Source organism: Ekhidna lutea (assembly GCF_900188325.1).
Lineage (GTDB): Bacteria > Bacteroidota > Bacteroidia > Cytophagales > Cyclobacteriaceae > Ekhidna > Ekhidna lutea.
Genome location: NZ_FZPD01000001.1, coordinates 591,003 through 610,832, shown reverse-complemented (window position 1 = coordinate 610,832; position 19,830 = coordinate 591,003). Strand labels below are relative to the sequence as shown.

The window sequence follows — 19,830 nt, the reverse complement described above, 5'->3', positions numbered from 1 at the left end:
CTTTTGAGTCACCAATGGATTCAACGACTAAAAAAGCGCTTCTTCTTCTAAAATCTCTCATCTTTCACTACCATGGATTAGATGAAGAAGAGCGTGAAATGCTTGAGAAAACAGCAGACTCAATTCAGGCAAAGGATGAGATGGAATGGGCCAACAATTTCATAGCGGAAGATTACCTCTCTGCGTTTAAGCGATCCAGGCAGTTTCTTTCCAAAGTTTTTATTCGGATGAATGAATCTGACCGGGTCAAATACCTGATGGAAGTTTGGGAAGAGACCCACAAGAAAGGCTATGTAACCGAAATGGAAACTACAGCTATCCTGACACTTTCCAAAGACTGGCAGGTGGAGAAGAAGTTTTTGGAAAGGGTTAAGGATTAATTCATCCGTATGCCCTTGCGGAAACCTTTAAAAAGGTTGGAGACTTGGGCATCTTCTGTTTTAAAATAAGAATAGAATGCTGAGATTCCCATGACTCGTTTGTGCCTCACTTCGCAAGGGAAATTATTCATCTACAAACTCATCATCTCTCTAAACCTTGCTGATTGTCTTCGGCTTACTTCGATTTTTTCACCGCCTTTGAGTTGCACAAGTAGACCGCCGTTGAACCAGGTATCTATGGACTCAACCCAGCCCAGGTTAATGATGTGTTTTCTGCTGGCCCGGAAGAAATGGCGATCATCCAATCGCTCATCAAGTGCATTTAAGGACTTATGTATCATCGGCTTGAATTTATCAAAATAGACCTTGATATAGTTGCCATCTGATTCGAACAAGCGAACCTCCTCCAGCTTTACAAACCAGCATTTGTCCCCGTCTTTTACAAAAACCTGATCCTTGCTACTCAATTTTTGGTCTTTACCTTCCGATTTGGCTGACTTAATTGTGACCTTATTTAAACTCTCTGTCAAGCGTTCCGGCTGAATCGGCTTTAACAAATAATCAAGTGCATTGTAATCAAAAGCCTTTAATGCAAACTCATCGTACGCGGTAGTGAAGATGACCTGTGGCACGCGCTCCATTTCTTCCAGCATTTCAAAACCCGTCTTGCCAGGCATTTGAATATCCAGAAATACCACATCCGGATCGTGTTTTTCAATTTTCTCAACAGCCTCATCCGGATTTGCTGCTTCATCTACAATTTCAATTTCCGGATGGCTAGCTAGAAGAGATGCTAATTCTTTTCTAGCTAGTCTTTCATCGTCAACAATAATCGCTTTCATACTTACTCTGTTGGTCAGGTTTTGTGAAATAATTTACACTAATCTCAGATAATTCTCTCTGTAGAAGGAAGAACTATGGTCGTCAAAACTGTGGTTTTATCTTCATTTTTAATTTCAAACTTTGCGTCTTCGCCAAAAATCAAAGCCAATCGTTTACGCGTATTGATCAGGCCAAAGCCTTCTTCCACCTTGATGCTGGAAGATAGCTGTCCCGTATTACGTATTTGCAGATGGAGTTGTTTTCGGCGAACTGTCGTACTAATACTAATTTCCCCACCATGTTTTAAGTTCGAAATTCCATGTTTAATTCCATTTTCAACTAAAGTCTGTAACATTAGCGGTGGAATCATATACTTTCCAGAATTTCTATCAATATCAAACTTGGTAGTCAGCCGTTCTTCATACCGAATGGTCTCTAGTGCCAGATAGTCCATTACCGTCTTCAATTCTTCCATAAAGGGAATCATTTTTTTCCTGTCACTTATAAGTGAATTTCTTAGAATATGGGAAAGCTGGGTGATAGACTCCTTAGACTTTCTCGGGTTTTCATCTACCAATGCCCGAATACTATTGAGTGCATTAAAAATGAAATGAGGGTTGAGCTGGGCTTTAAGATTGTTCAATTCTACCTCTCTGGCCGCAGTTTCTGCTTTCAATGATTTATTGTACCTCTCCACGTAGTGAAAAGCAAAGTAGAAAATGGTCCAAATGAAATAGATCGCCCAATAACCCAAGGTGTTTATTAGCACCGTAAGGAACATCAGATCCATTTTTGAAATGGTGCCTGTGAAGTACTCGATGCTAAGCAAATACCCATAATTCAATGCACTTAGTATCAGCGTAACTGCCAGTATCCGCGGTATCAAATGACTTAACCTCAGGTTTAGCCACCCAAACCGGATGATGAGATTTCGAAGTAAGTGTGTGGTGGCGATGAAGTAAAGAACCTGGTAGAGTACACCCAGTGCCTGTGTCACATCAAACCGCTCAGCTATGGTGTACAGGAAAATCTGTATAAACCCATAAATCCCCCACCCCAGGATCTGACACAGCCAGTATATTTTATTCTTGGTCATTCGGGTCTAAAGCTAATCAAGCAGCAACGATTTTAACCAGACAAAATTTCATGGATGAATGCATGAACGGATGAGTGGTTTTTAACAAATCTTTAACTAAATCAACTTCACCGTTAATGATAATTAACAAACCCGGTCATTAATTCGTCGTTAGATACAACGGACTAAAAACTCAATTAAAGACTAAAAATGAAATCACTTTTTCTACTATTTCTGCTCACGGCATCTGCTTTTGTCAGCGCCGAAGCACCAATGCAAACCAATCAAGGATTGAGTATGCAACTTGACACTGATCTTGTGTTCCAAAAAATGGTAAAGGTTTATGGATACGATGGATCATTCATTCGAGAATTTCCATTAACAGAGGTTGCGAACAATCAGATCAGTATGGAAGATCACATGATCCTTCAGGAAAGCGACTTTGCTTTTGATTTCCATGGTGATTATTACTATTTCAGGGAGTTAAATAATATTCAATCAATAGTGAATTGAGGCAGACTAGGCTTGCTGAAAATTCCTGAGTTTCTTGCAATGGAATTTGACTATTCCTTTTGCTAGTGAGGCACGGGCCACTTGGGAATCTTAGAAGAAAAATCCTTCTTCATCAAGAGATTCCCATGACTCGAGCATCCTAAGGGCTGCTCTCCCAAGGGAATACTGAAAGAAGCAAATTGAATTGATTAACTGCTCTCCAGCTCTTCTTTAAGGAACTTGGCCGTATAACTACCCTTGACTTTGGTGATTTCTTCGGGAGTCCCCTGAGCGATGATTTCTCCACCGGCAAAGCCACCTTCAGGGCCCAGATCTATGATGTGATCGGCCACTTTAATCACGTCCATGTTATGCTCGATAATGAGGACGGTATTGCCTTTATCTACCAAGCGTTGTAACACATCAAGCAGGTGTTCAATATCCTGAAAGTGCAGACCTGTCGTAGGCTCATCCAGGATGTAGAAAGTTTTGCCTGTATCCTTTTTGGACAGTTCAGTAGCCAGTTTCACGCGCTGAGCTTCCCCTCCGGACAGGGTTGTTGCATGTTGACCCAACGAGATATATCCGAGCCCAACTTCATCCAGGGTCTTGAGCTTTCTTACAATTCTGGGTTGCTTTTCAAAAAACCCGACGGACTGTGAGACAGTCATATCGAGAACATCAGAAATAGACTTTCCTTTGAATCGAACCTCCAATGTTTCCCGATTGTATCGCTTGCCTTTACAGGTCTCGCATGGCACATGCACGTCTGGCAAGAAATCCATTTCAATCAGACGCATGCCTCCTCCTCCACATGTCTCGCAACGACCGCCTTTTACATTGAAAGAAAATCGGCCGGGCTTATATCCTCTGATCTTGGCTTCAGGTAGCTGGGCAAAAAGGCTTCTGATTTCTGAAAACACCCCGGTATAAGTAGCCGGATTGGATCTTGGTGTTCGCCCAATAGGGGACTGATCTACCTCAATGATTTTATCCAGATGATCCACGCCCTTCACCTTCTTATATGGTAATGGGTCTTTACGACTTTTATATAAATGCTTTTTCAGGAGTGGGTAAAGGGTCTCATGAATCAACGTAGATTTTCCGCTTCCTGAAACTCCGGTAACCAGAATCAGATTTCCAAGAGGAAGTTTAAGGTCTACACCCTTTAGGTTATGACCAGTAGCCCCATAAAGCTCCAACCACTTACCGTTACTGCTTCGACGCTCACTCGGGATTTCAATCTTTCTCAAGCCTTTCAGGTAATCCGCTGTAGAGCTGCCCAACTTAAGAAACTCTTTCGGGGTGCCTTTGGCTACAATCTGTCCACCATGCCTGCCCGCACCGGGTCCTATATCCACAACTTCGTCGGAGGCCATCATCATGTCTTTGTCGTGCTCCACCACAATGACCGTATTCCCTAAATCTCTGAGGTCTTTAAGTGCCTGAATCAACTTTACATTATCTCGCTGATGCAATCCAATGCTTGGCTCATCCAAAATGTAAAGCACATTTACAAGTTGTGTTCCAATCTGGGTGGCCAGGCGTATTCGCTGCGCTTCTCCACCGGACAAGGTTCTCAGCGGGCGATTGAGGTTGAGATACTCTAATCCAACGTCCATTAAAAAGCCAATCCGTTTTCGAAGTTCTTTCAGTACCTCTGTGGCAATGACAAGCTGCCGTTCATTTAATTTCTCTTCAATTCCGGTAATCCAGCTAGTAAGGGCTTTAATGTCCATCTCCGCCAGTTCACCAATGTGCTTATCAGCAATTTTATAGTGGAGTGCCTCTTTTTTTAATCGATATCCTTTGCAATTAGGACAGGTTTTTGAGTCAGTAAATTCCTTTACCCAGGACTGCAATTTCTCCGTACCCCCGTCTTTCTGCTTTTCGAGAAAATTGATAATACCCTCAAATTTTGTATGCCAGTCCGTACCCGGATATTTGACCGAACTAACTGCAACAGGCACGCTATCGCCATAGAGTAATACCTCGATGACATCTTCAGGAATTTTCTTAAGGGGAGTAGATAAGTTGACTTTGTGACGTTTCAGAATTGCTTCAATCTTCTTAAAAATCCAAATGTCACGATACTCACCTAATGGTGCTATTCCTCCCCTGCTGATACTCAAGGATGGGTCTGGTATCACAGATTCTTTTGAGATTTCCTCAATGACTCCAAGACCATTACACTCCTGACACGCTCCGTAAGGAGAGTTAAAAGAGAATGTGTTTGGAGCCGGCTCATCATAGGCCAGACCTGTTTCCGGATCCATGAGGTTTTTTGAGAAGTGAGAAATCGCTCCATCTTCCTTTTGGATCATCATCACACCATCTCCATGTCGCAATGCTGAACTAACAGATTCCCGAATTCGCTTTTTATCCTTCTCGGCAACCTTGATGCGGTCTATCACAATTTCAATATCGTGGGTTTTGTACCTATCAACTTGCATTTTGGGAACCAGATCCTGCACCTCACCATTCACTCGTACTTTCGTAAATCCTAGCTTTCTGATTTGGACAAATAATTCACGATAATGACCTTTACGGCCCTTTACAACCGGAGCAAGAAGTATCAGTTTTTGACCGCCATAATTCTTTAGAATCATGTCGATGATCTGATCCTCCGACTGACGAGTCATTTTCTTGCCGGTCAGATAGGAATAGGCCTCACCGGCTCGTGCATATAGTAATCGGAAAAAATCGTAAATCTCAGTAACAGTACCGACAGTAGATCTTGGGTTTCTGGAAGTGGTTTTTTGCTCGATAGAAATAACCGGGCTCAAACCATTGATTTTGTCCACATCGGGACGCTCCATATCACCGATGAAAGCTCGTGCATACGCACTGAAGCTCTCCATGTACCTTCTTTGCCCTTCGGCATAGATGGTATCAAAGGCCAAAGATGACTTACCGCTTCCGCTGATGCCTGTGATAACGATCAGCTTGTTTCTTGGCAGGGTTACATCTATATTTTTAAGATTGTGCTCTCTGGCCCCAATGATCTCGATGACTTCTTCTCGCTTCTTCAATGATTAGAAGTTCGGGCTTAGGTTGTATTTACTATAGAAATCATCAATTACAGCAACTGCTTCATCTGCTGTATCAACAACATTAAACAAATCCAGGTCAGTTGGGCTAATATTAGATTCTTGCTGAAGCATGGTGTCTTTTAGCCAATCCACCAGGCCCGTCCAGTATTCCCTGCCGACCAGGACGATCGGAAATGCGCCAATCTTTTTTGTTTGAATCAACGTCAATGCTTCAAAAAGCTCGTCCATAGTTCCGAAACCACCGGGAAGCACGATAAATCCCTGTGAATACTTCACGAACATTACCTTTCGGACAAAGAAGTAATCGAAATCGATACTCTTGTCCATATCTATGTAAATATTGTTGTTTTGTTCAAAAGGCAAATCGATGTTTAGACCTACTGATTTTCCTCCCTGCGCGTTGGCTCCTTTGTTACCCGCTTCCATGATACCGGGTCCACCGCCTGTAATCACTCCATATCCGTGTCGTACTACTTTCGCCGCTATCTCCTCTGCAGTCTTATAGTATTTATTATCCGGCTTAGTTCTCGCAGAGCCAAAAATGGAAACACATGGGCCTATTTTGGCCATTTTTTCAAATCCCTGCACAAATTCGCCCATGACCTTGAATATGGCCCAGGAGTCTGCACTCTTGATTTCATTCCAGTCTTTTTCTTTGAATGCTTCTAATATGCGTGCTTCTTCCTCTCTTGTTATCTCTTTCTTTTCTTCCATGTTGTTAATGTAGTAAGTCTTTCAGCGCATGGTCTAACGCCCGAAACTGGAAATTAAATCCCGCCTCTTCAATTTTTTTAGAAGAGACCCTATTTCCTCCAATAAGTATATCAGCCATTTCGCCTACCAATAATCGGAGCGCAAATTTAGGAACATTCGGCAGCCAAAGTGGTCGATTGAGTGATTTTGCTAATGCACCCGTAAATTCCTTGTTAGTTTTGGGGTCTGACGCTACTCCATTGAAGGTGCCTTCCTGTCCTTTTTCAAGTATATGAGAGAAAATTCCACATAGATCCTGGATATGAATCCAGCTCATATATTGTTTGCCATTCCCCAGCGGAGCTCCGAAACCATACTTTACCGGCTTAGCTATTTCCTCCAGTGCCCCACCTTTCTCACTCAGCACTATGCCGATTCTTACTTTTGATACTTTGACATTAAGGTCCGTAAAGGAATCAGCTTCCGCCTCCCAGTCATTTACAACATCTGCTAAGAAGCCACTTCCTTTAGGGTCTTCTTCATGCATCAGTCGATTTCCTGAATCCCACCCATAATATCCAACAGCTGAAGCGGAGATGTAATGCTTCAATCTGGGATTGAGCTTTTCTACACGTTGCTTTAATAGCTTGGTGGAGTTGATCCTACTGTTGTAAATTTCCTTTTTCCATGAAGTAGACCAGCGTTTATCTGCAACTCCAGCTCCAGCTAAATGGATGATAGCATCAGCAGATTTTATCGCTTCATCATCTATTTCTTGTTTTTTTACATCCCAATAGAATGTCTGGTAGCTTTTTTGCGTTGGGTTGCGAGACAGGTGTGTAACGGTGTATCCCTTGTTGGTGAGTAGCTTGCTGAGCTCTGTACCAAGCAGTCCGGTTCCACCAGCAATGAGTACCGTTTTAATTGGGTCGTTTAGATTTGTTGAAGACATGAGAGTAATTCTTTATAAACATACTATCGGATGTTTGCTTTTGTTCAGTTTGAATCTGGTTTTTGCCCAGAAAACTTATAACACTGAAATAAAATCAGCTCGACTAAACCTCGAAGGAAAATCATTAAGTGGTTATTCTACTCAATTTGATTTTGATAGAGAGGATGTGAGAAAAGGCTGGTGGGAGTATGCCAGAGAATTTGGTAGCCCACTAAATATGAAGACCTATTACAAGATTACCATCCCATCAGAAACAACAGATGGCAATGTTGATTTAGAAATTTTCACTCAAACCACTGAGATCAAAGGGGGATCCTCTTTTTTTCTGGGAGTAGCAAACAAAAAGTATGATGAGCAGGCTAAGTCTATGATTCTGGATTTCAAAAAGAATATCTACATCGACTATTATATTGAGTTGATAACCTTCCGGATTGATAAATCAGACGACCTGGGAAAGCAATATAGAGATGAGGAGCTTGAAAGAAAACGAGCTGAAATACTGAAGCAAATCAATCAGCTCGAAGAAGAGGTGGAGTGGTTAAAGAACAAAATTAAGACAATAGAGAAATCAAATTAATTACAATTTGATAATTCACTACGTATGATAAGTACGCTTTGATCTCATTATTTTGCCTGAAAACATTCCATGAAATACCTATTCTTCCTATTTATAGCTCTGACACTATATTCTTGTGACGAAAACCAACCAAAAGATGCGTGTAGTGAATTCGATGCTGTTGATTTAGAAATGCTCAACCTGATCGATCAGATCAAAACCAAGCATGCTGGAAACAAAAAGTTTCTCAGCAGTTTTAATATGGAGCAGGTTTACTGGGTTCAATATCGGGACCACCACCTCAAGAGTATTTACCCGGAAGATTGGAACAGACATTACAGAGAACTACATAGTAAAGAGGTGTTCAACCCATGTAAGTGCAAGGAAATGATCCGATTCACTAAAAGTCGGATAGAGGAATTAGAGCTTTGGCTTACGAATGGTCCAAAAGGGCAGGAGGAATGTCCCAGTTTGTGGAGTGAATAAAAAAGGGGATACAAATTTTGCACCCCCTTGACTTTATAATCTGAACAACCTTAATTGAATGAATATCGGAATCCTACATTTACGGTGGTTCCTAATGATCGCGCTTCAAATGGTCTATCTTCTGCACCAAAACTTTGGTATTCCCACTCTCGCTTATCGTTTAGAAGATTATTAACCTTCAGCGTTAATCTCATTTTTTCATTCTGACCAAACGTCTTATTAGCACTTAAGTTAACACTGGAGAATGGCACGCTATACACATCTGGAATACCATTTACACCGCCTGTGTAAGTAAGTGTTGGGCCTTGCACATTGTAATATAACCCTACTTCCAGGCCGTTTGAAACTCCATCATAGGACAATCCAGTATTGATGATGAATGGCGCCTGTCCCTGAAGTTCCCGCTCTCTGGAGATATTCTCGCCAGCTCTTGCCGATCTCTGTCTCGCTTCAAACTCCTGATCAGTCATTGTGATTTCTGACACAGACAAAGTGGTGTTTCCGCTTAAAAAGAAGTCTGAAAGAGCAGGACTTACAATACCCAGATTTTGTCTTACTTCTAGTTCAGCTCCGTATACAGTTGCATCTCCCACGTTTTGAGGCTGGAAGTTGTTGTCAGCACCAGAAATTTGAACTACTTCTATAGGATCATTGAACTGCTTATAGAAACCAGAGATTGAGAAAATCTGTCCTCTATCGCTAAATCGCTCCCACCTTAAATCGAAGTTATTGATCAACGTAGACCTGATGTCTCCATCCCAAATTTGATTTCCTTGATTATCCTCAATTGGGCTCAAAGAGCCAAGGAATGTTCTTCCAGTAAGCGGATCATAATACTCAATAAAAGAGGCCTCTTTGAACGAGTAACGTGCGATTGTTTTTGTGTATGCGAATCGTACATTTTGATTCTGGCTCAATGAATAAGTGAAGTTACCAGTAGGGAATAGGTTTAACTCATTGATTACTTCTTCATTATTCAATACTACACCGCTTTGGTTTTGACCCGTATAAAACTGAGAATATGCTTCTGCTCTTAGCCCGACTATCGCCTTCAGGTTCTCCAATGGAGCAAATTCATTCGAAGCATAAATGGAGTAGTTACTGGTAGATGCATCAAATTGATTCACATTTCCACCCACATATTGCGCCACATGGAAGTTTGCATCCTCATTTGGCCAAAGGTTTTCATCCTCCATCAGCTCATCGAAGCTGCCGTCAAAATCATTTTGATTCACATCCAAATCAAACTGTCGGATAATAAAGTCCCTCTTTTTGAAAGTAGCGCCTACTCCAAATTTTATGCTGGCATCTCTACCTGAAATTTCATATTCTCTTTTTGCATCCAATCTGTTTGAGAGGTTAGTCTCATTTAGCTCTCTCCAAATTCGCTGAGGAAGACCAGAGTTACCTGTTCCAATCTCAAAACCACCATCATTTGGAAGCACCTCATATTTTGTGAATCGAATATCAGGATCGTCTATTGACGAAATTGTTGGTGAAACCCTCCAGTTCAAAATCCATTTATCTAAAAAGTATTCGCCTGATAGCAATAGGTTCGTCATTGACTTCTGAGAATATTCGAGGTTGGATTGGATACCATTTACATCTGTTCCAATCGCTTCTGTGGTCTCAGAGTTGAAGAAGCCAGTCTTTGACTCACCATTCTGAAGTTTTAGAATATTGAAACGATATTTCGAGTTGTCTCTTTTTAGAGCAAAACCAGCCATACCACCTAGCAAAACATTGCTTACACTATAAGAACCAATTTGCTCTTCAGCCAGCACCAATTCTGACTCATTTTGATCAATTAAATACCTGCTGAATAGCGCATCATCATAAAATTCGGAAGTGCTTCTATAGGTAAATGCAAGGTTGTATCCCAGCGTACCAAGACCAATTTCTTTTTGATTTCCAGTCGAGAATCCAAGATTATAGTTCATGAAATTGGACTTCTGTGAAGCTCCTAACTGCTTATTGAAGCTATCAAGCTGTCTTTTATAGGTCATCCCTTTTTCTGACGAAGGATTCAAAATGTAAGCGTTCTGAACATCAGTTACTTGCGCATCCGAAATGTGCAGCTTTCTTGTGCCATCATCAAAGCCTAACCAATCTGTTTTTCCACCATTATAGGTTAGGAAATCACTATTGAAGTGCATTCTAGGGTTGAAGCCAAATCCTACCTGAGCTGTAGTGGTTTTAATATCCGGCACATCCTGTGTTTCGATGTTTACCAAACCTCCCGTGAAATCAGCAGGAAGATCTGCTGTAAAGGTTTTTGCAACCACAATATTCGAAAGCACATTGGTAGGAAAGATATCCATCTGCAACGTGTTTCTGTCCGGATCCAAACCTGGAATTTCCATTCCATTTAAAAGGGTCTTAGTATATCGATCTCCGAGCCCTCTTACATAAACATATTTACCTCCTTCGATAGAAACACCCGTGATTCTTTTGGCCGCAGAGGCTGCATCACTATCACCTATTTTTCTAAAGCTAGCTGCAGAAATTCCATCGATAAGGTTTGCTGATTTACGCTTTACTGTAATCATTGCAGCTTCGGTTGTTTTGATTACTTCCGCTGTTACAACCACTTCATCCAATAGCTCTACGTCTTCTTTTAAGCTAATTTGATCAATGAGTGTTGTCTCATCTGCCGAAACTTCAAGTCCACTTATTGTTACTGTCTGAAAGGAAACGAATGAAGCTTGTAAGTCATACTTTCCCGGGGTAGTTTGAATTTCAAATTTTCCGTCAAAATCAGTGATAGCGCCATTGGTAGTCCCTTTAATTTGCACCGTCACACCAAAAAGAGGTTCGCCGTTGGCATCCTCAATTACTGTCCCTCTAATAATCCCTTTTTGTCCAAACGCATTGATTGAAATAAGCAAAAAGGCAAGTAAAATGTATCTCATAAATCTTAAAAATTTCTCTATCAAAATGTACAAAAGGCCCGGTGATCGCACACCGAGCCTTTTTTGCAATATTTTTTATCTCTTAAAATGCACTCCTTAGTGAAGCCATTGTCCAGGAGTTAAACTCTGAAGTGTTAGCCCCAACTGTTGGGTTTGACACTAATGTTTCAAAAGCAGCATCTGCAAACTGACCAGCAGTTACAGATCTAGCAGATCCATCATCATCCCATGTGTCAGCTACCTCTATGCTTGTGAATGTGCTGGTAGTAGCATCAAAATCATAAGAGCTACCAGTATCTTCATTCATTCCGTAGAAGTATACTCCTGTGATATCAACATTAGTGTCAGAATCTGTATCGATAGAACCACCGGCTCCTCCTAACATTACAGAGAAGTTGGTAATTGTGTGTGCAGGCTCTTCTGTTCCTTCACCACCATCAAGCTCAAATGCTTTGTCGCCAGGGTTGATGATCAATCCATTGTTGATTGTTCCAACATACCCCTGATCAGTATCAATTGCATCGTCACCGTTATTCCAAACAAGCACGTGATTTACATTAACCGCACCTCCGAAGAACTCTACTCCATCATCCTGATTTGCAACTACTTCGATGTGATTAACTGTAGTGCCAGAACCAACACCGCCGAAAGTGATTCCATTTATTTCGTTTCCTTCTCCGATGTTCGAACCACCGTGTCTTACTGATACATAAGTGATTACTCCAGAGTTGTCATTATTTGCAGTTCCACCGTACAGGCCATTTGCATCTGTTGCAGGAATTCCTTCAATGTTGGTAGACTCAGCGTCTCCAGAAACAGAGATTGTCGCATTTCCTAAGACGATAAGACCGCCCCAAAGACCGTCAACATCATCAGAAAGATTAGGGCTGTCAATTTGTCCTGGCTCAATTTCATCAGCAACGGAAGTCATAATGATAGGAGCGCTAGAAGTACCCTGAGCGTTAATGGTTGCTCCTCTTGCAATAATAAGAGCGGTCGCATTTGCGCCAGTCCCAGCTTGTCCTTTTATGATAGTACCAGCTTCGATCGTAAGTGTAGATCCTGCTTCAACAGCAATTCTTCCAGTCAATACATATACAGAATCAGCAGACCATGTGGTGTTTGCTGTAATGTTGTTTTCAACTAATACACCCAAACCACCTTCTAATTCATTTACCGGCACCTCTATAGTAGTAGTGTCGTCTTCTCCACATGAAACCATCATTAGGCCTCCTGTGATCAACATTGCGATTGCAAATAATTTTTTCATTTCAATTTTGCGATTAAATATTTTGATAGATCAATTTGTACTTGCAAAACTGGATTTCAGATGTTACTTGTGGTCGTTCTGGCTATTATGAAAGGGTTAAAGAATGGCCTGTTTTGTTAAAAGTGTATTAGGAATATTACCAATTTGTTAACATAGCCATTTGCTGAAAACAAAAAAGCCTGTCAGAGCTATTCTGACAGGCTTTTTACATAATGTCTATTATTTATTTAGCGATATTAATCTTAGACAGGATAGTCTTGATAATATCATGGGTAGTTACCTCATCAGCTTCTGCTTCATAATTGAGCAGGATCCTGTGATTTAGCACATCATCTGCGATCTCTTTCACGTCTTCAGGTAAGACATAATCTCGCTCATTGAAGAAGGCCATTGCCTTTGCCGCCAGATTCAGGTTAATGGATGCTCTTGGTGAAGCTCCAAATTGGATATACTGCGCCTCATCATTAAGCTTATATTCAAGCGGGTTTCTGGTAGCAAATACCAATTCAATGATGTACTTCTCGATGGATTCTGAGACCGTAACCTGATTGATTTCATTTCGAATGGAGAAGATATCCTCTTTTGTAAGGATCGTTTCCAGCTGAGGATTAAAGCTCATATTTGAGATTCTTCTCATCACCTCCAGCTCATCATCTTTACTCAAATAATCTACATGCACCTTTAGCATGAATCGGTCAACTTGGGCTTCCGGCAATGGGTACGTACCTTCCTGATCGATCGGGTTTTGGGTTGCAAGAACAAGAAATGGACGGTCCAGTTTGTAGGTAGTATCACCGATAGAAACTGTTTTTTCCTGCATGGCCTCAAGCAAAGCAGATTGCACTTTGGCTGGGGAACGGTTTACCTCATCTGCCAGAATCAGATTGGCGAAGATTGGTCCTTTTTTAACCTCAAATTCAGCCTTTTGCTGATTGTAAATCATGGTACCCACCAAGTCGGCAGGTAATAAATCCGGTGTAAACTGGATTCGTTGAAAGTCCAATTTCAGGACATCCGCAAGTGCATTTACTGTCAAAGTCTTTGCCAGACCCGGTACTCCTTCCAACAGAATGTGACCCTGCGTGAATAGACCAACCAACAATCGATTGACCATGTACTCCTGGCCAATCACTACCTTCCCTACCTCAGAAATAACTTTCCGGATTTTCTCCTGATGTTCTTTTTGAAGATCCTTATCGAGTGCCTGCGCTTCCATGTTTATTCATTTGAATTTGGGTGCAAAAATATTATTTGATTTGAATTAGAAAAGAACCATTTGAATTAAGGATGAATTGCCGGATTTATGGTCTTATTCATACTGCGAAACTTTCCTACGCTGTTCAGCTGAAAATGTTCGAATGATCAATCTTGTTCCCTTATCATAGGTAAAGTAACTCCAAATCCAGTTGTTTAGTGTGATGAGTTTATTTCTGAAACCAATTAAATAGAGAATATGCACAAACATCCAGATCAGCCAGGCAAAAAACCCCTTGAAGTGAAGTCCACCCGGCATATCCACCACAGCCTTATTTCGACCGATGGTTGCCATTGAGCCTTTATCGAAATACTCGAATGGTTCCAGGTCCTTACCTGAAAACAACCGTTTGAAATTTTTAGCTAAATGTGTGCCCTGCTGCATGGCCACTGGTGCCATCATGGGGTGACCATCGGGATAATCTTCGGTTTGCATCATGGCTACATCACCTATTGCGAATACCCGTTCCTGACCTTTTGCACGATTGAATTCATCCACTAAAATCCTTCCCTTGGTAAGACTTTCGGCATTTATCCCATTGATGATATTTCCCTTCACGCCTGCTGCCCAGATCACCGAATCGCTCTCCAGCGTTCCATCATTCAGCTTAATAATCCCATCGTTGAATGATTCTACCATGGAATTTAATCTGACCTTCACACCTAATTTTTCCAACGCTTTTAGGGATTCTTTGCCTGACTTTTCGCTCATCCCATTTAGTAACCTATCGGAACCTTCTACCAGATTAATCTGCATCATGCCAAAATTCAGGTCGGGATAATCTGATGGTAAAATGTGATTGCGCAATTCGGCTAATGCGCCACTTACTTCCACACCCGTAGGGCCTCCACCAACTACTGTGAAATTCATCATTCGATCTCGCTTATCATAATCCTCTGTTAACTCTGCCTGTTCGAAGGTTTGAAGGATATGGCTTCTCAAATCAAGTGCATGAACGACTCGCTTCAGTGGAAGGACCTTCTTCTGAAGCTCTTCATTTCCAAAGTAATTCGTGACCGACCCACTGGCGATGACCAGATAGTCGTAAGTAAGATTTCCAATTTTGGTTTGTACTTCCTGCTTTTCAAAATCCACTCCGGTCACTTTCACCATCCGGAAGATGTAATTGAAGTGGCCTTCAAATGATTTTCGTAAAGGACCCGCAATGGAATCAGGTTCCAATCCTGCGGTAGCTACCTGATAAAGTAGTGGCTGGAACGTATGGAAATTATTCCGATCCAACATGACCACTTGGGCTTTTACTTTTTTGAGTGCTTTGGCTAGTTTAAGGCCTCCAAATCCGCCTCCAATGATAACAATTCTGGGGTGTTCGGTTTCCGGAACACTGAGCTTGAGATGGGTGGGTATCGCCATGAATATTTTGTTTGTTAAACAACACCGACACCCTTTAATAAATTCTGGAAATCAGCTTTTTATTTGAGAAAAAACATAATGCATTTCGGCAGCTATTTGAGCAGACCTTTCACCGTAAATCTTTTCCTCATTTCCGGTTCCATCCGACACTTTTGGGTCTTCGTAAATGAGTTTGATCCGAGCGTCTGCCCCAAAGACAATCGGGCATTCAGCATCTGCTTCTGAGCAAGTCATGATGGCGGCAAAGCCAGAGCTGGGATTGGCAGAATCATCATATGTTTTAGAATAGCAAGTCAATGGTTCGGCCTGATCTGAAAACCCAACTTTGTATGAGGGGTTCTTTCCTTCACCTTTTTGAATTTTGAAACCAGCCCGCTCGATGGCGGCAACTGCATTTGGGTGGAAAGCTGTGGCTTCCGTGCCTCCGGAATACGTTTGTACCTTCACTCCAAAATGGTAGGCCATCGTCTGAGCCCATATCTGACTTAGATGACTTCTTCGTGAATTATGTGTGCAGATGAAGTTGAGCTTAGGCTCTTTTGCTGACTTTATATATTCGACAATTTCATTCAGGATGGATTTTCGCTCATCGGTGATGGTGAGTGACGTAACTTGATCGAGGTAGGATTTAATTGATGGGTAGATCATGGAAGGTTAAAAATAAATAGACTCTTAAAATTTAAATGAAAATAGGAGTGGATTGAAGAACCCACCCCTAGCCCCTCCAGGGAGGGGAATTTTTAGCAGCAAGCTGCGCCAACTTTCTCAGCTTTTTCGCAGCAAGGCTCCCCTTCAACATCTTCACGAGAACCAAAATTTTCATCATCACCAAGGAAGTGATACACTTCCCATTCGTATCCGTCCGGATCATTGACCCAGAATTTATCCTGAATGGCATAGCAGCAAGCTGTTTCAGCTTCTTCCAGCTCTACCAGCTTGTGACCTCTGGCCAAATTCAGCTTTTCATTAAGCTCCTCTTTGGTCTTTACCTGAATGCCGTAGTGGCCGGAGGTATTCACCTTCTCAGGATTTTGAATAAACGAAATGGTAAGTGCCGGAGCATCCAGCTCATATTTGGCATAGTCGTCCTTCACTTTGGCCGCACTTTCGTTAAAAAATTTATCATAGAACGCCACCGTCTCACCAATGTCACTGACAAATAAAGAGATGTGTGTTCGCGGAAATACTGTTTTCTGTTCCATTGTATTAACAATTTAATTATTAAACATTTATATATCGTATTATTACGATTAATTAATTCAAATTTTTTTAACAACAGTTAGGATCGTAACTATCCATCAGTCCCTGAAGTCGGTTTTTTACTTTGTTCCAAACTTCTGCATTGATGCAGTAGCACATCGATGTACCCTCTACCGTACCTGCAATCAATCCCACACTTTTCAGTTCTTTCAGGTGTTGCGAGATGGTCGCTTGTGCCAAACCCAATTCCTCTACCAAATCACTGTTGATGCACTGATTGGCTTTAATCAAGTACTCAATGATCGCAACGCGAGCTGGGTGGGCAAATGCTTTGGCTACCAGCGCCAGCTCGTTTTGTTCAGAAGTAAATAAATCGGTTCGACTAACTCCCATATCGTAATATTACGATGAATAAATTATTTGGTTGTGAAATAATATTTTTTTCTTAGCCAGAAGGCTACCCTCACCAGTAAAATAAGTGCAGGAACTTCAACCAACGGACCAATCACCCCGGCAAAAGCCTGTCCTGAGTTTAGGCCAAACACAGCGATCGCAACGGCAATCGCCAATTCGAAATTGTTTCCTGCGGCTGTAAAAGCCACCGATGCATTTTTGTCATATTCCGCCCCCACAGCTTTACTTATAAAAAAGCCAATCAGGAACATAAGAATAAAATAGACCAGCAGTGGAAGGGCGATGCGCAACACATCCAATGGAATCTCTACAATCAATTGCCCTTTCAGAGAAAACATCACGACAATTGTGAATAGCAGAGCTATCAATGTGATGGGTGAAATAGTTGGAACAAAGGTGTTTTTGTACCAGTCTTCTCCTTTTAGTCTCACCAAAACCCAACGACTCAGCATTCCTGCTACAAAAGGAATTCCGAGATAGATCGCCACACTCTCCGCTATCGTGGCAATGGAGATATCAACGATCGCTCCATCAAATCCGAAATAAGGTGGTAGTATGGTGATGAACAACCATGCATAAAAACTATATCCGAAGACCTGGAAAATGCTATTCAATGCTACCAGTCCGGCTCCATATTCACTACTGCCTTCTGCCAAATCATTCCAAACTAATACCATGGCTATACATCGTGCTAGTCCAATCAGAATCAAACCAATCATGTATTCCGGGTAATCCTGAAGAAACGTGATGGCCAGGATGAACATCAGCATAGGTCCTATGATCCAGTTGAGCAATAAAGACAGGCTCAGAATTTTTACATTCCGGAAAACTTTTGGAAGCAAAGCGTAGTTCACTTTGGCCAATGGAGGATACATCATCAATATCAGTCCGATTGCAATTGGCACATTGGTGCTGCCGGAACTCATGGAGTTAACTGAATCTGCGACACCCGGAAAAAAATAACCGACTCCAACACCTACCAGCATGGCTGTGAAAATCCACAGCGTCAAATTCCTATCCAAGAAGCTTAATTTTTTCATATCTCTATTTATTCATCGCAATATTACAATGAATAGATTAAAGATCAAAAGTTGTATCTTAATGTCATGATCAATCTGGTAAAACTGATTCTGAAAATTCTTCCGTGGCTTTTGGTGGTGGGGTTGCTGAGCTGGATGCTGATTCAGGAGAAAATGAGCTTTTCTAAGGAGCGAATCACTGAAATTGAGACCAACACCATCCTGACCAAAGTGGAGCAACTTGGTAAGATGGAACTGGTGAAATATAATTTTCAGGAGGTTACCGAAATTAAAAAAATTACCAACTCCATTGATTTCAAACTCTTCAAATACAAACCTCTTCCTGACTCGAAAGGCGTGCTGATCAGTCAGGGGAGTGCGGCAGGGTGCATCGACCTAACCCGGATCAAATCAGCTGACATCCAGTCCGAAGGTGACACCCTCTATATCTCGCTTCCCAAACCTGAAATCTGCTATTTCAAAATTGATCTGGAAAAATCCAGGCTCTATGATCTGCAGATTGATTACATGCGCGATGAGGATCGAAAGAATTTCGTACAGGAACTATACAAGGTGGCTGAAGAACAAATACAAAAATCTGCGTTGGAATCCGGCATCCTAGAACAGACCAAGGAAAATGCCCATTCCGTTTTGCGACCTATGCTGGAGAGCATTTCTGACAAAACAATCATATTGAGTTTTGAACTGGATGAGCCAATCATCATTGATGATAATTAATCCAATGATCCCATACTTGTCATATCGAATGAACATGAGATATCTCATTGGTTGTGATTCCTGAATTAAACAAAAACCGTATTTTTTGGATAAAATATTTCTCTCTATCGGTCGAAAAGACAAGTAATTGGGATCATTCAAGAATAACTACTAACATAATGAACTTCTTTTGCCCAAACACTCAAAGCAATTTATCATTGCTGATACACTAGTTTGAAGGCACCCCTGATGGAGAAATTTGTAGAAGTACGGAAGCTGATTGCTGAAAAGAATCCAACCTTATTGAAATGGTTGCCGGGCTTTGTGATCCGTTGGGTGGAGCGAATCATTCATCAGGATCAGGTGAACGCATTCATGGCTGCCAACAAAGATGCGGACGCATTTGAATTTTCTGAAGCTACTGTTAAACTGCTCAAACAAAAACTGAGCATCAAAGGACTTGAGAACATCCCTCAACCTCCACAGAGCTGCATTTTTGTCGCCAATCACCCGTTTGGCGGCATGGACGCCATCACGATTATCCACCTGCTAAAAGACGTGCGTCCGGACATCAAATTTATCGTAAACGACCTGTTGATGGCCGTTAGAAATCTGAAAGAAAAATTTGTGGGGGTGAACAAAGTGGGAAAGAGTGCCGCGGAATCCCTGCAAAAAGTAGAAGATCAGTTTGCGTCAGATTCTGCAACTTTTTTGTTTCCTGCCGGCTTAGTGAGCCGAAAGATTGACGGAGAAATCATGGATCTGGAGTGGAAGAAGACGTTTGTGACTAAAGCCAAAAAATACGGCAAACCTGTGTTGCCCGTGCACATAGACGGCAGGCTGACGAATCGTTTTTACCGACTGGCCAGCATCCGAAAGTTTTTAGGCATTAAATTGAATATTGAAATGTTCTTTCTGGTGGACGAGCTCTTTAAGCAGGAAGACAAGGAGGTGAACATTGTCATTGGAGCTCCTGTTTTACCAAATACCTTCACCCGGGACAAGACGGATTTGGAATGGGCACAGTGGATGAAGGGAGAAGTATATAAATTAAAGGAGTGAATATTTTACGATTCCTCCCTTGAGGTCGGACAAACGTTTTGAGGTTAGGAGGGTGACATTGTAATTACCTACTAGGTCACCCCTTTCATCCCCTCAAG

At 41.7% G+C, this 19,830-nt stretch carries 19 protein-coding genes; 6 read left to right on the top strand and 13 right to left on the bottom strand.

The window, feature by feature from the left end; translation table 11 throughout:
* Nucleotides 1–14: 14 nt before the first annotated feature.
* Nucleotides 15–380, top strand: coding sequence for a hypothetical protein (locus CHB71_RS02670; protein WP_089355326.1), 366 nt, complete (start codon nucleotides 15–17; stop codon nucleotides 378–380).
* Between the two features lie 131 nt (nucleotides 381–511).
* Here CHB71_RS02670 and CHB71_RS02665 read toward each other — a convergent pair whose 3' ends face one another.
* Both CHB71_RS02665 and CHB71_RS02660 read right to left on the bottom strand, forming a co-directional pair.
* The gene (locus CHB71_RS02665) at nucleotides 512–1,222 is read right to left on the bottom strand and encodes a LytR/AlgR family response regulator transcription factor (protein ID WP_089355325.1); all 711 of its coding nucleotides are present in this window, start codon (nucleotides 1,220–1,222) and stop codon (nucleotides 512–514) included.
* A gap of 44 nt (nucleotides 1,223–1,266) precedes the next feature.
* On the bottom strand, nucleotides 1,267–2,298 hold the full coding sequence (locus CHB71_RS02660; protein ID WP_089355324.1) for a sensor histidine kinase: 1,032 nt from the start codon (nucleotides 2,296–2,298) through the stop codon (nucleotides 1,267–1,269).
* A 189-nt stretch (nucleotides 2,299–2,487) separates the two neighbouring features.
* Between CHB71_RS02660 and CHB71_RS02655 the strand changes: the two genes are divergently transcribed.
* A complete protein-coding gene (locus tag CHB71_RS02655) occupies nucleotides 2,488–2,790 on the top strand; it encodes a hypothetical protein (RefSeq protein ID WP_089355323.1) in 303 nt (100 codons plus the stop codon).
* Between the two features lie 188 nt (nucleotides 2,791–2,978).
* Here CHB71_RS02655 and uvrA read toward each other — a convergent pair whose 3' ends face one another.
* From uvrA to CHB71_RS02640, 3 genes are read right to left on the bottom strand one after another with little or no spacing between them, the layout of a single operon-like run.
* A complete protein-coding gene (gene uvrA / locus CHB71_RS02650) occupies nucleotides 2,979–5,801 on the bottom strand; it encodes an excinuclease ABC subunit UvrA (RefSeq protein WP_089355322.1) in 2,823 nt (940 codons plus the stop codon).
* A gap of 3 nt (nucleotides 5,802–5,804) precedes the next feature.
* Nucleotides 5,805–6,536: an LOG family protein gene (locus tag CHB71_RS02645; protein ID WP_089355321.1), complete on the bottom strand. Its 732-nt coding sequence runs from the start codon at nucleotides 6,534–6,536 to the stop codon at nucleotides 5,805–5,807.
* A gap of 4 nt (nucleotides 6,537–6,540) precedes the next feature.
* Nucleotides 6,541–7,467, bottom strand: coding sequence for a TIGR01777 family oxidoreductase (locus tag CHB71_RS02640; RefSeq protein WP_089355320.1), 927 nt, complete (start codon nucleotides 7,465–7,467; stop codon nucleotides 6,541–6,543).
* Between CHB71_RS02640 and CHB71_RS02635 the strand changes: the two genes are divergently transcribed.
* Together CHB71_RS02635 and CHB71_RS02630 are read left to right on the top strand one after the other, a co-directional pair.
* Nucleotides 7,466–8,044 carry a hypothetical protein gene (locus CHB71_RS02635; protein WP_089355319.1) on the top strand — a complete coding sequence of 193 codons (579 nt, stop codon included), beginning with the start codon at nucleotides 7,466–7,468 and terminating at the stop codon, nucleotides 8,042–8,044. The two genes, CHB71_RS02640 and CHB71_RS02635, sit on opposite strands and share 2 nt — an antisense overlap.
* A 69-nt stretch (nucleotides 8,045–8,113) precedes the next feature.
* Nucleotides 8,114–8,509 (top strand): lysozyme inhibitor LprI family protein, encoded by a 396-nt coding sequence (locus CHB71_RS02630; RefSeq protein WP_089355318.1) that lies wholly within the window; start codon nucleotides 8,114–8,116, stop codon nucleotides 8,507–8,509.
* Nucleotides 8,510–8,559: 50 nt separating this feature from the next.
* On the opposite strand, the gene CHB71_RS02625 is transcribed toward CHB71_RS02630, so the two are convergent.
* From CHB71_RS02625 to arsB, 8 genes are all read right to left on the bottom strand, one after another.
* Nucleotides 8,560–11,421, bottom strand: a complete 2,862-nt coding sequence (locus CHB71_RS02625) for a TonB-dependent receptor (RefSeq protein ID WP_089355317.1) — start codon at nucleotides 11,419–11,421, stop codon at nucleotides 8,560–8,562.
* A gap of 82 nt (nucleotides 11,422–11,503) precedes the next feature.
* On the bottom strand, nucleotides 11,504–12,691 hold the full coding sequence (locus tag CHB71_RS02620; protein WP_245811205.1) for a hypothetical protein: 1,188 nt from the start codon (nucleotides 12,689–12,691) through the stop codon (nucleotides 11,504–11,506).
* A gap of 223 nt (nucleotides 12,692–12,914) precedes the next feature.
* Nucleotides 12,915–13,907, bottom strand: a complete 993-nt coding sequence (locus CHB71_RS02615) for an AAA family ATPase (protein ID WP_089355316.1) — start codon at nucleotides 13,905–13,907, stop codon at nucleotides 12,915–12,917.
* A gap of 93 nt (nucleotides 13,908–14,000) precedes the next feature.
* Nucleotides 14,001–15,320 (bottom strand): NAD(P)/FAD-dependent oxidoreductase, encoded by a 1,320-nt coding sequence (locus CHB71_RS02610; RefSeq protein WP_089355315.1) that lies wholly within the window; start codon nucleotides 15,318–15,320, stop codon nucleotides 14,001–14,003.
* 51 nt (nucleotides 15,321–15,371) lie between these two features.
* Nucleotides 15,372–15,968, bottom strand: coding sequence for a low molecular weight phosphatase family protein (locus tag CHB71_RS02605; protein WP_089355314.1), 597 nt, complete (start codon nucleotides 15,966–15,968; stop codon nucleotides 15,372–15,374).
* A 92-nt stretch (nucleotides 15,969–16,060) separates the two neighbouring features.
* Nucleotides 16,061–16,522, bottom strand: coding sequence for an ArsI/CadI family heavy metal resistance metalloenzyme (locus CHB71_RS02600; RefSeq protein WP_089355313.1), 462 nt, complete (start codon nucleotides 16,520–16,522; stop codon nucleotides 16,061–16,063).
* A 67-nt stretch (nucleotides 16,523–16,589) separates the two neighbouring features.
* The gene (locus CHB71_RS02595) at nucleotides 16,590–16,913 is read right to left on the bottom strand and encodes an ArsR/SmtB family transcription factor (protein ID WP_089355312.1); all 324 of its coding nucleotides are present in this window, start codon (nucleotides 16,911–16,913) and stop codon (nucleotides 16,590–16,592) included.
* Between the two features lie 23 nt (nucleotides 16,914–16,936).
* Nucleotides 16,937–17,974 (bottom strand): ACR3 family arsenite efflux transporter, encoded by a 1,038-nt coding sequence (gene arsB, locus CHB71_RS02590; RefSeq protein WP_089355311.1) that lies wholly within the window; start codon nucleotides 17,972–17,974, stop codon nucleotides 16,937–16,939.
* A 66-nt stretch (nucleotides 17,975–18,040) separates the two neighbouring features.
* Here arsB and CHB71_RS02585 point away from each other — a divergent pair, with 66 nt between their 5' ends.
* Both CHB71_RS02585 and CHB71_RS02580 read left to right on the top strand, forming a co-directional pair.
* Entirely contained in the window at nucleotides 18,041–18,691 is a 651-nt protein-coding gene (locus tag CHB71_RS02585) for a DUF4230 domain-containing protein (protein WP_089355310.1), read from the top strand.
* 228 nt (nucleotides 18,692–18,919) lie between these two features.
* Nucleotides 18,920–19,732 carry a hypothetical protein gene (locus tag CHB71_RS02580; protein WP_089355309.1) on the top strand — a complete coding sequence of 271 codons (813 nt, stop codon included), beginning with the start codon at nucleotides 18,920–18,922 and terminating at the stop codon, nucleotides 19,730–19,732.
* The last annotated feature ends 98 nt before the right edge of the window (nucleotides 19,733–19,830 follow it).

What these genes read in the sequence shown, in the direction of transcription:
- CHB71_RS02600 (WP_089355313.1), bottom strand. Translation starts at nt 16,522, where the DNA reads ATGGAACAGAAAACAGTATTTCCGCGAACACACATCTCTTTATTTGTC.
- CHB71_RS02605 (WP_089355314.1), bottom strand. Translation starts at nt 15,968, where the DNA reads ATGATCTACCCATCAATTAAATCCTACCTCGATCAAGTTACGTCACTC.
- CHB71_RS02660 (WP_089355324.1), bottom strand. Translation starts at nt 2,298, where the DNA reads ATGACCAAGAATAAAATATACTGGCTGTGTCAGATCCTGGGGTGGGGG.
- CHB71_RS02665 (WP_089355325.1), bottom strand. Translation starts at nt 1,222, where the DNA reads ATGAAAGCGATTATTGTTGACGATGAAAGACTAGCTAGAAAAGAATTA.
- CHB71_RS02595 (WP_089355312.1), bottom strand. Translation starts at nt 16,913, where the DNA reads ATGGGAGTTAGTCGAACCGATTTATTTACTTCTGAACAAAACGAGCTG.
- CHB71_RS02610 (WP_089355315.1), bottom strand. Translation starts at nt 15,320, where the DNA reads ATGGCGATACCCACCCATCTCAAGCTCAGTGTTCCGGAAACCGAACAC.
- CHB71_RS02635 (WP_089355319.1), top strand. Translation starts at nt 7,466, where the DNA reads ATGAGAGTAATTCTTTATAAACATACTATCGGATGTTTGCTTTTGTTC.
- CHB71_RS02640 (WP_089355320.1), bottom strand. Translation starts at nt 7,467, where the DNA reads ATGTCTTCAACAAATCTAAACGACCCAATTAAAACGGTACTCATTGCT.
- CHB71_RS02580 (WP_089355309.1), top strand. Translation starts at nt 18,920, where the DNA reads ATGGAGAAATTTGTAGAAGTACGGAAGCTGATTGCTGAAAAGAATCCA.
- CHB71_RS02645 (WP_089355321.1), bottom strand. Translation starts at nt 6,536, where the DNA reads ATGGAAGAAAAGAAAGAGATAACAAGAGAGGAAGAAGCACGCATATTA.
- CHB71_RS02620 (WP_245811205.1), bottom strand. Translation starts at nt 12,691, where the DNA reads ATGAAAAAATTATTTGCAATCGCAATGTTGATCACAGGAGGCCTAATG.
- arsB (WP_089355311.1), bottom strand. Translation starts at nt 17,974, where the DNA reads ATGAAAAAATTAAGCTTCTTGGATAGGAATTTGACGCTGTGGATTTTC.
- CHB71_RS02615 (WP_089355316.1), bottom strand. Translation starts at nt 13,907, where the DNA reads ATGGAAGCGCAGGCACTCGATAAGGATCTTCAAAAAGAACATCAGGAG.
- CHB71_RS02585 (WP_089355310.1), top strand. Translation starts at nt 18,041, where the DNA reads ATGATCAATCTGGTAAAACTGATTCTGAAAATTCTTCCGTGGCTTTTG.
- CHB71_RS02625 (WP_089355317.1), bottom strand. Translation starts at nt 11,421, where the DNA reads ATGAGATACATTTTACTTGCCTTTTTGCTTATTTCAATCAATGCGTTT.
- CHB71_RS02630 (WP_089355318.1), top strand. Translation starts at nt 8,114, where the DNA reads ATGAAATACCTATTCTTCCTATTTATAGCTCTGACACTATATTCTTGT.
- CHB71_RS02670 (WP_089355326.1), top strand. Translation starts at nt 15, where the DNA reads ATGGATTCAACGACTAAAAAAGCGCTTCTTCTTCTAAAATCTCTCATC.
- CHB71_RS02655 (WP_089355323.1), top strand. Translation starts at nt 2,488, where the DNA reads ATGAAATCACTTTTTCTACTATTTCTGCTCACGGCATCTGCTTTTGTC.